Origin of the sequence: Curtobacterium sp. MCLR17_036, from assembly GCF_003234445.2 — a bacterium.
In the GTDB taxonomy this organism is placed as follows: Bacteria; Actinomycetota; Actinomycetes; order Actinomycetales; family Microbacteriaceae; genus Curtobacterium.
The window spans coordinates 2,495,302-2,507,998 of record NZ_CP126269.1; the positions used below are offsets into that span (position 1 = coordinate 2,495,302).

At 72.3% G+C, this 12,697-nt stretch carries 12 protein-coding genes and 1 tRNA gene; 6 read left to right on the forward strand and 7 right to left on the reverse strand.

Features of this window, described 5'->3' with window-relative positions:
- Nucleotides 1–6 precede the first annotated feature (6 nt).
- From DEI99_RS11605 to DEI99_RS11620, 4 genes are all read right to left on the reverse strand, one after another.
- On the reverse strand, nucleotides 7–339 hold the full coding sequence (locus DEI99_RS11605; protein ID WP_111040736.1) for a TadE/TadG family type IV pilus assembly protein: 333 nt from the start codon (nucleotides 337–339) through the stop codon (nucleotides 7–9).
- Nucleotides 323–520: a DUF4244 domain-containing protein gene (locus DEI99_RS11610; RefSeq protein ID WP_111040735.1), complete on the reverse strand. Its 198-nt coding sequence runs from the start codon at nucleotides 518–520 to the stop codon at nucleotides 323–325. The genes DEI99_RS11605 and DEI99_RS11610 overlap by 17 nt, the downstream gene beginning before the upstream one ends.
- A 128-nt stretch (nucleotides 521–648) precedes the next feature.
- Nucleotides 649–1,482, reverse strand: a complete 834-nt coding sequence (locus tag DEI99_RS11615) for a type II secretion system F family protein (protein WP_111040734.1) — start codon at nucleotides 1,480–1,482, stop codon at nucleotides 649–651.
- Nucleotides 1,479–2,501: a TadA family conjugal transfer-associated ATPase gene (locus DEI99_RS11620; protein ID WP_111040733.1), complete on the reverse strand. Its 1,023-nt coding sequence runs from the start codon at nucleotides 2,499–2,501 to the stop codon at nucleotides 1,479–1,481. Before DEI99_RS11620 ends, DEI99_RS11615 begins: the two co-directional genes overlap by 4 nt.
- Before the next feature lie 575 nt (nucleotides 2,502–3,076).
- Between DEI99_RS11620 and acs the strand changes: the two genes are divergently transcribed.
- Nucleotides 3,077–5,029 (forward strand): acetate--CoA ligase, encoded by a 1,953-nt coding sequence (acs, locus tag DEI99_RS11625; RefSeq protein ID WP_111040732.1) that lies wholly within the window; start codon nucleotides 3,077–3,079, stop codon nucleotides 5,027–5,029.
- A 78-nt stretch (nucleotides 5,030–5,107) separates the two neighbouring features.
- On the opposite strand, the gene DEI99_RS11630 is transcribed toward acs, so the two are convergent.
- Nucleotides 5,108–5,569, reverse strand: coding sequence for a RidA family protein (locus DEI99_RS11630; RefSeq protein WP_111040731.1), 462 nt, complete (start codon nucleotides 5,567–5,569; stop codon nucleotides 5,108–5,110).
- Nucleotides 5,566–5,724, reverse strand: a complete 159-nt coding sequence (gene sp36, locus DEI99_RS11635; protein ID WP_139196058.1) for a Sp36 family protein — start codon at nucleotides 5,722–5,724, stop codon at nucleotides 5,566–5,568. The genes DEI99_RS11630 and sp36 overlap by 4 nt, the downstream gene beginning before the upstream one ends.
- 50 nt (nucleotides 5,725–5,774) lie before the next feature.
- On the opposite strand from sp36, the gene DEI99_RS11640 reads away from it, so the two are divergent.
- From DEI99_RS11640 to DEI99_RS11660, 5 genes are all read left to right on the forward strand, one after another.
- The gene (locus tag DEI99_RS11640) at nucleotides 5,775–8,336 is read left to right on the forward strand and encodes a transglycosylase domain-containing protein (RefSeq protein WP_111040730.1); all 2,562 of its coding nucleotides are present in this window, start codon (nucleotides 5,775–5,777) and stop codon (nucleotides 8,334–8,336) included.
- The gene (locus tag DEI99_RS11645; RefSeq protein WP_111040729.1) at nucleotides 8,333–9,289 is read left to right on the forward strand and encodes a metallophosphoesterase; all 957 of its coding nucleotides are present in this window, start codon (nucleotides 8,333–8,335) and stop codon (nucleotides 9,287–9,289) included. The genes DEI99_RS11640 and DEI99_RS11645 overlap by 4 nt, the downstream gene beginning before the upstream one ends.
- A gap of 92 nt (nucleotides 9,290–9,381) precedes the next feature.
- A tRNA-Pro gene (locus DEI99_RS11650) sits at nucleotides 9,382–9,455 on the forward strand.
- 142 nt (nucleotides 9,456–9,597) lie between these two features.
- Nucleotides 9,598–10,623: a sensor histidine kinase gene (locus DEI99_RS11655; protein ID WP_111040728.1), complete on the forward strand. Its 1,026-nt coding sequence runs from the start codon at nucleotides 9,598–9,600 to the stop codon at nucleotides 10,621–10,623.
- Nucleotides 10,620–11,237, forward strand: coding sequence for a response regulator transcription factor (locus DEI99_RS11660; protein WP_111040727.1), 618 nt, complete (start codon nucleotides 10,620–10,622; stop codon nucleotides 11,235–11,237). Before DEI99_RS11655 ends, DEI99_RS11660 begins: the two co-directional genes overlap by 4 nt.
- Nucleotides 11,238–11,368: 131 nt before the next feature.
- Here DEI99_RS11660 and DEI99_RS11665 read toward each other — a convergent pair whose 3' ends face one another.
- Nucleotides 11,369–12,412: an LLM class flavin-dependent oxidoreductase gene (locus DEI99_RS11665; protein ID WP_111040726.1), complete on the reverse strand. Its 1,044-nt coding sequence runs from the start codon at nucleotides 12,410–12,412 to the stop codon at nucleotides 11,369–11,371.
- Between the last annotated feature and the right edge of the window lie 285 nt (nucleotides 12,413–12,697).

The following is a 12,697-nucleotide window of genomic DNA, read 5'->3' on the forward strand; positions in this document are numbered from 1 at the left end:
CCCGCCTCACCGGCCCCCGTCGACCGTGCACGTCGCCGCGTGCACGGCGACCGCTGCGAACGGCCCGGTGCCGGTCCGCTCGGTGTCGACGCACACCAGGCCGTCGGGGCGGGAGACCCGGATCGACGCGCCGGGAGCGATGCGGTCGAACGCTGCCCGTGCCGCGGTCTCGTCGCCCCGGCCGAGCGCCCGGACGGCCGTGGCGGCCGCCAGTTCGAGCCGGCCCCTGCCGTCGACGACGAGCACGGCTGCGACGAGCGCCGTGAGCACGAGCGCCACCGCGGGCAGGGCGACCGCGAACTCGACGGTGACCGCCCCGCGCTCACGGTGCGAGGGCACCGCGGACGAGGTCGGTCAGGAGGGTCTGGACCTCGCCCGAGCGCATGACGGCGACGAGCACGCCGGCGAACGCGACGGCGGCCAGGATGACGACGGCGTACTCCGCGGTCGCCGACCCCTGCTCGTCGCGCAGGCGCGGGGCGAGTCGGGTCCGACGGCGCGGTGGGGTGGGAATGCTCATGGGTTCGTTCCTCTCTGTCAAGTGCGACCAGCGTCACTGTCGTGTGCGACCAGCGTCACTGTCGTGTGCGACCAGCGTCGCCGAGCACGGCGGTCCGTCGTGGTGGGCACCGGACATCTGTGGAGAGGTCACCGGATGCCGGTGACGGTGGAGGAGAGGACACCGACCACGACCGGCACGACGCCGACCAGGACGAACGCGGGCAGCACGCAGACGCCCAGCGGCAGCACGAGACGGACCGCGAGCTGTTCCGCCCGGACGAGGCCCGCCGCGGCCGCCTCGTCACGGACGTCCTCGGCGGCCCGCGCCAGGAGCGTGCCCGCGGGCACCCCGGCGCGCTGCGCCAGGTCGAGGACCTCGCGTAGTCGCACCGCCTCTGCTGCCGGCGGGGGCGTGTCGGCGGTGGCGGCCGTCACGACTGTACCCGCCGTGGTCCAGGAGCCGCCGCCGGAGACGGCGACCGCCCAGGCGTCGAGCAGGGTGCCGGGCACGCGACCGTCCGGCGTCGCCGCCCGCACGAGCCGTGCGGTCCAGGCCCGTCCGACGAGCACGAGCACGACGGCGAGCGCCGTGCAGGCCCAGCCCGCCGGCGAGCCCACGAGCACCTGCACCGCACCGGCGCCCCAGGCGGCTCCGAGTGCGAGGCCGAGGAGCGGCAGCGCCAGGACCACGCGGGCGCTCGTCCGCGGCCCGGCGAGCGCGACGCGGACCGCCCGGTCGGACGCGGCCGCCCGTCGGAGTGCCCCGGCCAGGCGGCGGAGGGTCGGGGCGACCGGGGCGCCGGTGCGCTCGGCGACCCGGAGCACGACGAGGACGTCGCGGGCGGCAGGGGTGCCGGGGTCCGGCAGACCCCCGACCAGTTCCCACGCCCGCGGCTGCGGGACACCGGCGGCCACCAGCGTCGCGACCCGGTCGAGCACGGCGGCGGTGCGCGCGGGGTCGGGTGCCGGCCGTCCGCTCACCCGGTCGGGTCCGTGGGGCGCACCACGAGCCTCCCGTCCGGGCCCACCTGCAGGACCCCGACACCGGCGAGCCGTCGACCGCCGGCACGGCGTTCGACGTGCAGGACGAGGTCGACGGCGCTGACCGCCTGTCGGGCGAGCGCCTCGACGCCCAGGCCGGCGAGCGCGCCGAGCGCCTCGAGGCGTGCGGCGACGTCGTCGAGCCCGTTGGCGTGCACGGTGCCGGCGCCGCCGTCGTGACCGGTGTTCAGCGCGGCCAGGAGCTCCCGGACCTCGGCGCCGCGGCACTCCCCCACGACGAGGCGGTCCGGCCGCATCCGCAGGGCCTCGCGCACCAGGCGGTCGAGCCCGAGCGCTCCGGCGCCCTCGGCGTTCGCCTGCCGGGCCTCGAGCGCGACGACGTGCGGGTGGGCGATGCGGAGTTCGGCGACGTCCTCGACGGTGACGATCCGTTCGTCGGTCGGGACAGCGCCGAGCATCGCCGCGAGCAGGGTGGTCTTGCCGCTGCCGGTCGCGCCGGTGACGAGCACGTTGCGGCGCGCCGCGACCGCCCGGTCGACGCTGGCCCGGGGCACGTGCTCGAAGGTGCCGCTGCGTTCCAGGGCGTCGAGGGTGGGCGGCTCGGGGTGGGGCAGGCGGATGGAGAGTGCGGTCCCGCGCACCGACACGGGCGCCAGGACGACGTGCACCCGCACGCCGTCGCCGTGCCGGACGTCCGCGCACGGGGTCGTCTCGTCGACGTGCCGCCCGCCGAGTGCGACCAGGCGGGTGGCGAGCTCGCGGGTCCGTGCTTCCGGCAGCACGGGCGGCACCGCCAGCAGGCCACCGCCCCGGTCGACCCACGTGCCGACGCCGCCGAGCACCAGCACGTCGGTGACGGCCGCATCGGAGACGAGGTCGGCGAGTTCCTCGAACTCGACGACCGCGTCCGTTCGTCGTCGTGACGGTGGCGAGCTGCCCGGCAGGAACGGCACGACGGAGGACGGGGTCGGAGCGGACGTGGCGCAGCGGCGGGGCATGCCGCCGACCGTACGAATCCGCGTGCGGTCTCCGTGTCCATCGGAGCCCTTCCTGTGGACGACGCGACAGCGCCCGAGCAACAGGACGTTTTGTCCCCCGGAACGGAATCCCGTACCCCGTTCGGCGTTGCGGCCTGCGAGGTCACCGATCGCCCCGGAACCTCCGTGGCGTGGAGCCCGCGTTCGCATGACAACCGCAATGTCATCGACTGTCGCAACAACCGAACCCGTGGACCGTTCTGTTCACCGACCCGCGCGCCCATGCGGATCCGAGGGTCACTCGACAGTCTGATCAGACGGCGCACGAGGGGTCGGACGCCAGGCAAAAGAAGAGGCGGCACCGGTTGGGGGGAACAGGTGCCGCCTGGACACCGGAGGGTTGGGGGGAATCCGATTCGGTGCCGCCGGAAACGAGTCCAGCGGGATCTACTGTACCCCACGAACCCTCCGCAGCGGCACCCCCGACCCGCCGTCCGGGCGCGCCGCCACGCGGGGCGACAGCGCCGCGCCCCGGTCCGGCCGAGGGGTAGCATCCGTTCCGCACCCTGAGGACGCAACGACGCGAAAGGACATCGATGTCCACTCCGACCCAGACCGACCACCGCGAGGACGACGGCGCGACCTTCCCGCCGCCGCCCGAGTTCGTCGCCGACGCGGTGGCGCGCGCGGACCTGCACGAGGCCGCCGCCGCCGACCGCGAGGCGTTCTGGGCGGAGCAGTCGCGCACGCTCCTCGATTGGCGGACCCCGTTCACGCAGACCCTCGACTGGTCCGGCGCCCCGTTCGCGAAGTGGTTCGCCGACGGCACGCTCAACGTCGCCGAGAACTGCCTCGACCGGCACGTGCGCGCGGGCAACGGCGACCGGGTCGCGATCCACTTCGAGGGCGCGCCGGGCGACACGCGCCGGATCACCTACGCCGAGCTGACCGCCGAGGTGCAGCGCGCCGCGAACATGCTCACCGACCTCGGCGTGGGCCGGGGCGACCGGGTGGTCGTGTACCTGCCGCTCATCCCCGAGGCGGTCGTCACGATGCTCGCCGTCGCCCGCATCGGCGCCGTGCACTCCGTCGTGTTCGGCGGCTTCAGCGCGGAGAGCCTGCGCGCCCGCATCGAGGACGCCGGCGCGAAGCTCGTGGTCACGGCGGACGGCGGCTGGCGCCGCGGCGCGGTGTCCGCGCTCAAGCCCGCCGTCGACGAGGCACTCGAGGGCGACGGCACCGACAGCGTCGAGCACGTCCTGGTCGTCAAGCGCGGCGGCAACGAGATCGCCTGGAACGACCGCGACCTGTGGTGGCACGACGAGGTCGCGAAGGCCGCCCCGGAACACACGCCCGAAGCCTTCCCCGCCGAGACCCCGCTCTTCATCCTGTACACCTCGGGCACGACGGGGAAGCCGAAGGGCATCGTGCACACCTCCGGCGGGTACCTGACGCAGGCCGCCTACACGCACAAGAACGTGTTCGACATGCACCCCGAGAAGGACGTCTACTGGTGCACGGCCGACATCGGCTGGATCACCGGGCACTCGTACGTCGTCTACGGGCCGCTGGCGAACGGCGTGACCCAGGTGCTCTACGAGGGCACGCCCGACGAGCCGAAGCCCGGCCGCTGGTGGGACCTCGTCGACTCGTACGGCGTGACCGTCCTGTACACCGCGCCGACCGCTGTCCGTGCGGCGATGAAGGCCGGTCGCGAGATCCCCGAGGCCCGCAGCCTCGAGACCCTGCGCCTGCTCGGCAGCGTCGGGGAGCCGATCAACCCCGAGGCCTGGCAGTGGTACCGGCAGGTCATCGGCCACGACCGCACGCCGATCGTCGACACGTGGTGGCAGACCGAGACCGGCGCGATCATGATCTCCGCCCTGCCCGGCGTCACGAAGCTCAAGCCCGGCGCCGCGCAGACGCCGCTGCCCGGCATCGTCGCCGAGATCGTCGACGACGACGGGAACCGGGCCGACCCCGGTGAGAGCGGCTACCTCACGATCACCGAGCCGTGGCCCTCGATGGCCCGCGGCATCTGGGGCAACCCGGACCGGTTCGTCGAGACGTATTGGTCGCGGTTCCCCGGCCGCTACTTCGCCGGCGACGGCGCGCGGCTCGACGGCCAGGGCGACATCTGGATCCAGGGCCGCGTCGACGACGTCATGAACGTCTCCGGGCACCGCCTGTCGACGGCCGAGATCGAGTCGGCGCTGGTCGGGCACGAGGGCGTGGCCGAGGCCGCGGTCGTCGGCGCCGCGGACGAGACCACCGGGCAGGCGGTCGTCGCGTACGTCATCCTGACCGCCGAGGCCGCCGCCGACGTCGACCGCGAGTCCGCCGCGACCGAGCTCCGCAACTGGGTGGGCAAGCGCATCGGCGCGATCGCGAAGCCCCGACAGGTGGTCATCGTGCCCGAGCTGCCGAAGACGCGCTCCGGCAAGATCATGCGGCGTCTGCTCCGCGACGCGGCCGAGGGCCGCCGCATCGGCGACACGACCACGCTCGCCGACCCGACGATCATGGCGACCATCGCGGAACTCATGTAGCAGGAACGACGCGAGCCGCGCCTCCCGTCCGCTCGGACTGGAGGCACGGCTCGCGTGAGTTGCGTCGCAGACGGTCCGTCAGGCGGTCAGCTCCACGACCAGCTCGACCTCGACCGGCGCGTCCAGCGGCAGGACGGCGACACCCACCGCGCTGCGCGCGTGGACGCCGGCGTCGCCGAAGACCTCGCCGACCAAGGTGGAGGCACCGTTCGCGACCCCGGGCTGACCCGTGAAGGACGACTCCGAGGCGACGAACACCGTCACCTTCACGACCCGCGCCACCCGGTCGAGCGAACCGGCGACCGACTCGACGGCGGCCAGCGCGTTGAGTGCGGCCACGCGGGCCTGCGCGGTGGCGGTCTCGGCGTCGACGTCCGCGCCGACCTTGCCGGTCACGGGCAGCGCACCGTCGACGAACGGCAGCTGGCCGGCCGTGTAGACGTACCGACCCGTGACGACCGCGGGCACGTAGGCCGCGACGGGGGCGGCGACCGGCGGGAGCGTCAGCCCGAGCTCGGCCAGCCGGTCGGCCACGCTCACGCGTCGGCCTTCGGGCGCTTCAGGTAGGCGACGAGACCGCCTTCGGGCCCGGTGACGACCTGGACCAGCTCCCAGCCCTCGTCCCCGTAGTTGTTGAGGATCGCGGTGGTGGTGTGGATCATCAGGGGCGTGGTGAAGTACTCCCAGCGAGTCATGCGGTTCCTTGCCAGCCTTTCAGTCGTGGGTGTCGTTTAGGCTGCATCCTATGTCTGCCCAGAAGACGTCTGCCTCGCGGACCAAGCCCGTCTCAGCAGTCGGCGCCTTCATCGGTTTCGTCGGGTTCAGTGCCCTCGCCGGCCTGCTCGTCACGATCGGCGTCACCCCGGCCATCGCGGTCGCCGGCGTCACGACGACGTCGACGATCGGCGTGTTCGAGTCGCTGCCGGAGTACATCGAGATCGGTGACCTGCCGCAGCGCAACGAGCTGTACGCCTACCAGGGCGGCAAGTCCGTGCACTTCGCGACCCTGTACGACCAGAACCGCGAAGAGCTGAAGTTCGACCAGATCAGCGAGCAGCTCAAGAACGCGGCGATCGACGGCGAGGACAAGCGCTTCTACGACCACGGCGGCGTCGACATGACCTCGCTCGTCCGTGCTGGCGTCGGCAGCATCGCCGGTGGGCTCGGCGACTCGGGCGGTGGCTCGACGCTGACGATGCAGCTCGTCCGCAACATCAAGATGCAGCAGGCCCTCGAGCTCCCCACCAAGGATGAGCAGGAGAAGGCCTACAAGGAGGCCGTCGAGCAGACCATCCCCCGCAAGCTCGAGGAGATGAAGCTCGCGATCGGCCTGGCGAAGAAGTACTCCAAGAAGGAGATCCTCACCGCCTACCTGAACATCGCGTACTTCGGCGACCAGACCTACGGCGTGCAGGCCGCGGCGCAGCACTACTACAACAAGAGCGCCACGGACCTGACCCCGGCCGAGGCTGCCTCGCTCATCGCGATCGTGCAGTACCCCGAGGCCCGCAACCTGTCGACCCCGAAGAAGTACGACGCGAACGTCGCCCGCCGCAACGTCATCCTGCGGTCGATGTACGCGCAGAAGAACCTCACCGAGGACGAGTACCGCAAGGCACGGCTCGCGAAGCCCGCCGACTACGTGCACCTGACGCAGCCGTCGCAGGGCTGCCGGGCATCCGTCGGTGACGGGTCGCAGTTCTTCTGCGACTACGCCAAGAAGGTCGTGCTCGAGATGTCGCAGCTCGGCTCGTCGCAGAAGGCCCGCGACAAGGCCTGGCGAAACGGCGGCTACAAGATCCAGACGACGCTGAACCTCGACCTCAACGCGCAGCAGAAGCAGCTGCTCAACACGTACGACAACAAGGCCGAGACGAACTTCGCGCTCGGCGCGACGCTCAACTCGATCGAGGCCGGGTCGGGTCGCATCATCACGATGGCGCAGAACAAGGACTTCGACGAGTCGCTGAAGTCCGCGGCGACGTCCACCTCGCTGAACTACAGCGTCGACGAGAAGTACGGCAGCTCGAAGGGCTTCCAGACCGGCTCGACCTACAAGCTGTTCACGCTGCTCGACTGGGTGAAGAGCGGCCACGGGCTCAACGAGACCGTGAGCGGCGCGGAGCGCACCGTCTCGCCGTGGACGATCGGCGGGCAGACGGTCAACACGCCGTACCCGGTGACGAACGACGCACCGGGTGAGGGCCACAACTGGAGCGTGCTCGGAGCGACGGCGAACTCGATCAACGGCGCGTTCGCGTCGATGGCACAGAAGTTGGACCTGCAGGACATCCGCGACATCGCGCAGTCGCTCGGCGTCCACCGCGCCGACGGCGGCGAACTGCAGTACATGAACCCGTCCGCCATCCTCGGTACGAACGAGATCGCGCCGATGACGATGGCCGCTGCCTACGCCGCGGTCGCGAACAACGGGATCTACTGCAAGCCGATCGCCATCGACCAGATCACCTCGCCGTCCGGCAAGCAGCTCGGTGGACAGGCGAAGGACTGCCAGCAGGCCGTCGACCCGGCGTTCGCCCAGGCCGCGATCTACGCGATGAAGGGCACGATCCGGAGCGGTACCGCCGTCGGTGCACAGACCGCAGACGGCACCCAGATGTTCGCCAAGACGGGCACCACCGACGAGGCCGACCAGATCTGGCTCGTCGGTGCGAGCTCCCGCGTGGCGACCGCCTACTGGCAGGGCAACACGGACGGTGGCAAGAACAACCTCCGCCACTTCAGCAACGGCGTCAACGGCACCTATGCCGGTGTCCGAGCAGATGTCTGGAAGCAGGCGATGACCCCGATCAACGCGCTCTACCCGGCCGGTGGGTTCACCGACCCGGGCCAGGGTGCGATCCGGGGCAACAGCAGCCCGGTGCCGAACGTCGCCGGCAAGAGCGCCGACGAGGCACGCTCGCTCATCGCGGGTGCGGGCTTCCGCTACGTCGACGGCGGCCAGCGTCCCGGCACCGGCCAGCCCGGCTCGGTGGAGTCCACCTCCCCCGCCTCCGGCGCGCTCCTGTCGAGCGACTCGACCGTCACCGTCTACACGTCCGACGGCAGCCAGGCGAACGTCCCCGACGTCGCCGGTACGTCGCTCGACGGCGCACGATCGAGGCTGGGCGAGGCCGGGTTCGCGAACGTGGCCGTCTCCGACGAGTACGCGAAGGGCGGGGGCAAGAAGACCTGCCGGGTCGCCGCCGTCGACCCCGCTGCCGACGCCGCCGCAGCCAAGGACTCCACCGTAACGATCCAGCTGTTCGGCGACAAGAACGGCAAGGCACCGGAGCGCTGCAAGTGACCCGCGGTCGCACCGCGCTCGGGGTCCTCGCAGCCGGTGCGGCCGCCGGCGCCGCCTCGGCGGCGTGGGGGTCCCTCGTCGAGCGGCGACGTTTCGGGCTGCGCTGGGAGACCGTCCCGGTGCTCCCCGAGGGCTCGCGTGACGTCACGGTCCTGCACCTGTCCGACATCCACATGGCGCCGTGGCAGGCCGACAAGCAGCAGTGGCTCCGCGACCTCAGCCTCGTCGAGCCCGACTTCATCGTGAACACCGGCGACAACCTCGGCCACCCGACCGCGAACGCCGCCGTCGAGTACGCCCTCGAGCCCTTCCGGGGCGTCCCCGGGGCGTTCGCGTACGGGTCGAACGACTTCTACGCCCCCTCCCCCCGCAACCCGCTCCGGTACTTCTCCGGTCCGAGCCGGATGGGCCACGCTGCAGAGCCCGTCGGCCTCGACGTCGACCGGCAGACCGCGTTCTTCGAGTCGCTCGGCTGGCTCGACGTGAACGACCACGCGCACGCGATCGAGCTCCGCGGATCGCGGTTCGAGCTGTTCGGCACCTCGGACGCGCACCGCGACTGGGACCGCCTCGACCTGCTCCCGACGAACGTCGACGAGATGCGGAGCGACGTCCCCTGGTCGGAGGACGAGGACGGTCCTGCCGCCGTCGCCCTCGGCATCACCCACGCGCCGTATCGTCGGGTGCTCGACGCCTTCGTCACCCAGGGTGCCGACGTCGTCTTCGCCGGGCACACCCACGGCGGCCAGGTGGCGGTACCGGGCGTCGGCGCACTCGTCACGAACTCCGACCTGCCCCGACGCTTCGCCAGCGGCCTGCACAAGTGGGAGCACCGGAACCACTGGTCGTGGCTCGAGGTCTCGGCGGGGATCGGCACGTCGATCTACGCGCCAGTCCGCTTCGCCTGCCGTCCCGAGGCGGTCGTGGTCACGCTCACCGCACGCACCGTCTGAGCCGACGCGCCCGGCGTGCAGCGCATGGTCGTGAGCACACCCGATCGTCGGGTAGACTTCTGGGGTTGCTCCGGTACGGAGTGATCACACCGCGGGGTGTGGCGCAGCTTGGTAGCGCGCCTCGTTCGGGACGAGGAGGTCGCAGGTTCAAATCCTGTCACCCCGACACTGTGTTGAGACAGTACGAAGAAGGCCCTGGTTCTCCGGAACCGGGGCCTTCTGCTTTCCCCGCAGCCGTGTGTCCGACGACCCACCCGGTCGGTTCCCGTCCGTCGACAGCCGCGGCTCCGGCTACGCTCACGATCGACATGCCGAACGACCGCTCCCTCGCCCACGTCCTCGCCGAGATCGGCGCGCAGTTCCCCGAGTTTGCCGAGGACCCCGCACTGGCCGAGAGCCTGACCGCGAACATCACGTCGATGATCGCGGACGCCCACGCGCGCTACGCCGCCGGCACGGACGGCAGCGTCGTGAGCAACGCCTACCTCGACCCGGAGCACCTGGCGACGGGTGCCCTGCACGCCGAGCACGCCCAGCACCCGGCCGGCGCGATGCTCGCCGCCGAGATGCTCTTCGACGCGTACGTGCCGGTCTTCGTCGACGAGGTCGGCGCCGTCACCACCGCCGAGGTCATCCGGGCCACCCGCGCCCTGCACGCGGGCATCTGGAGCCGGTTCCCGGCCGGGGCCGTCGCCTACACCGAGGCACTGCGCCAGCGCGTCACGACCGCGCACCTCGACTCGCGGACGCAGATCGCCCGCGACCTGCACGACCGCGTGGCGCACGGGATCCTCGCCGGGCTGCAACGGCTCGACCTCGTCCTGCTCACCGATCCCCCGGCGGCGGAGCGCGCGGAGCAGCTCGACGCCGCGAGCCGTCTGCTCCGGTCGGCGCTCGGCGACGTGCAGGACCTCGCCGTGAGCCTGCACGCCCGGGTCGGTGACGCGCTGCTCGACGACGCGCTGGCCCGGCACGCGAAGGACCTGTTCCGCGACGACGAACGACTGACGGTGCACTCGACCGGCACCCCGGCACGGCTGCCGGTCTGGCAGGCCGAGGAAGCCCTGACGATCCTGCTCGAGGCGCTCACGAACCGTGCGAAGCACGCCCCCGGCTCCACCGCGACGGTGGACTTCGCCTGGGGCGCGCGGGCCCTGGTGTTGACGGTGTCCGACGACGGCCCCGGGTTCGCACCGGAGGACCACGCCGACGGCCGGCTCGGCCAGCAGACGATGCGGGAGCGTGCCGCCGTCATCGGGGCGAGCCTCGACGTCGTCAGCGCTCCGGGCGCGGGGACGACCGTCCTGCTGACCATCCCGAGGGGGACCCTGTGACCATCACCCACGTCGCGATCGTCGACGACCACCGGCTCTTCCGCGAGGGCCTCGCGACCATCCTCGGCGCCGTCCCGAGCATCCGCGTCGTGTCGCACGGTGAACGTCCCGCCGATGTCCTCGACGCCCCCGAGGCCGCGGCGATCGACGTGCTGCTGCTCGACGTCGAGCTCGACGGTCCCCCGGCGCGGACGACGATCGCGACCCTGCGCCGCACCCGCCCGGACATCCACGTCGTCGTGCTCACCATGCACCGGGACGCCGTGCTCCGGCGGACGCTCCTCGACGCCGGCGCGGTCGACTTCGTCACGAAGGACACCCCGAGCCGCGAGCTCGTCGACCGCATCGCCCGGGCTGCGCACGCCGACGCTGCGCCGGTGACGTTCCCGGTCGACCTGGTCACCGAGGCCCGTGCGGGCGCACCGCTGAGCGACCGCGAGCTCGAGGTGCTCCGCCTCGTCGCGGCCGCACGCACGAACGCCGAGATCGCCGCCGACCTGCAGCTCGCGATCGGCACGGTCAAGCGGCACGTCTACAACGTGTTCCGGAAGCTCGACGTCGGTTCGCGGGTCGCCGCCGTGGCCGCCGCGACCCGCCTCGGCCTGCTCACCTGAGGCACCGCCGCACTCCGTGAGCAGCAGTGGTCGAGTGCGCGTCGTCGACCCGACCATTCCTGCTCACGAAGTTAACGAGACCGCGTGGACGAGACCGCGTGGACGAGACCGCGTGCGCGGGACCCTGCGGACTAGACCGCCGCCGCCGCGCCAGCGGGAACGAGGCGCCCCTCGCCGTGCAGGCGCGCCACGACGTCGAGCGCCTGGTGGCGGTACCGGGCCTGGGCGGCACCCGGCGCCACGATCACGCCGTCCGCCCCGGTGGACGCCACCAGGGCGTTGATCTTCGACGCCACCTGGTCGGCGGTGCCGTAGGCCTGCCGCTCGGTGCGGGCGGCGATGAACCGACGCTCGAGGTCGGTGAACTCGTAGGCACGGGCCTCGTCCATCGACACCGGCTCGGGCTTCCGGCCGGAGCGCATCCGGATGAAGGAGATCATGCCGGGAGCGCTCTGCTCGTCCACGACGGCGGGGTCCTCGTCGGTGACGACCTGCACGCCGATCAGCGCGTTCGGCGTCTGCCGGAAGCGCGACGGCCGGAACGAGTCGCGGTACAGGGCGAGCGCCGCCTCGGTGTTGTCCGAGGCGAAGTGGTGCGCGAAGGCGAACGAGACGCCGAGCGCCCCCGCCACCTGGGCGCTGTAGCCGGAGGACCCGAGCAGCCAGAACTCCGGCACGTCGCCGTAGCCCGGCACGGCGCGGATGCCCGCGAGCGGGTTGCCCTCGTCCATCCCGGTGAAGAACCCGATGAGGTCGGCGAGCCGCTCCGGGAAGTCGTCGACGTCCAGACGGTCCGTGCGGCGGAGCGCCATCGCCGTCGCTCCGTCGGTACCGGGCGCCCGCCCGAGGCCGAGGTCGACCCGGTCGCCGTAGAGCGCGCGGAGCGTCCCGAACTGCTCGGCGACGACGAGCGGCGCGTGGTTCGGCAGCATGACGCCGCCGGAGCCGATGCGGATGGTCGAGGTGGCTGCCCCGACGGCGCTGAGCAGCACGGCGGGAGCCGACGAGGTGATGCCGGGCATGCCGTGGTGCTCGGCGACCCAGAAGCGCTCGTACCCGAGCTTCTCCGCGTGCACCGCCATGTCGATCGAGCCCTGCAGGGCCTCGGTGTTGGACTGGCCGTACTCACGGGTGGCGAGGTCGAGGACGGACAGGTGCAGGGTGTCGTCGGTCATGTGGGCACCAACCCGCGGGGGCCGCCGCACATTCCCCCGGAGACCGGTCACGACGTGCGCTCGCCCGCTCGCCGGGCGTCGCCCGGCGACCGCGGGGCGACGGTTCGCGACCATTCGGCGCAGGTAGGTGGCGCGCCCTGGAACGGCGTCGCGGCGGCCGGGAGGCACGGGGCGGGGCCGTGCCGCGCCTCCCGGCCGCCGTCCGGTCACGTCGCGGGCGCGCACCGGTCACGACGTGCCGTGCGCACCTCGCGGACCGGTCACGTCCGGTGGCCCGACGGGCGC

Bases quoted from the DNA above. Each gene is read 5' to 3' on its own strand.
- DEI99_RS11620 (WP_111040733.1), bottom strand. From the start codon at position 2,501: ATGCCCCGCCGCTGCGCCACGTCCGCTCCGACCCCGTCCTCCGTCGTG.
- DEI99_RS11655 (WP_111040728.1), top strand. From the start codon at position 9,598: ATGCCGAACGACCGCTCCCTCGCCCACGTCCTCGCCGAGATCGGCGCG.
- DEI99_RS11610 (WP_111040735.1), bottom strand. From the start codon at position 520: ATGAGCATTCCCACCCCACCGCGCCGTCGGACCCGACTCGCCCCGCGC.
- DEI99_RS11640 (WP_111040730.1), top strand. From the start codon at position 5,775: ATGTCTGCCCAGAAGACGTCTGCCTCGCGGACCAAGCCCGTCTCAGCA.
- sp36 (WP_139196058.1), bottom strand. From the start codon at position 5,724: ATGACTCGCTGGGAGTACTTCACCACGCCCCTGATGATCCACACCACC.
- acs (WP_111040732.1), top strand. From the start codon at position 3,077: ATGTCCACTCCGACCCAGACCGACCACCGCGAGGACGACGGCGCGACC.
- DEI99_RS11665 (WP_111040726.1), bottom strand. From the start codon at position 12,412: ATGACCGACGACACCCTGCACCTGTCCGTCCTCGACCTCGCCACCCGT.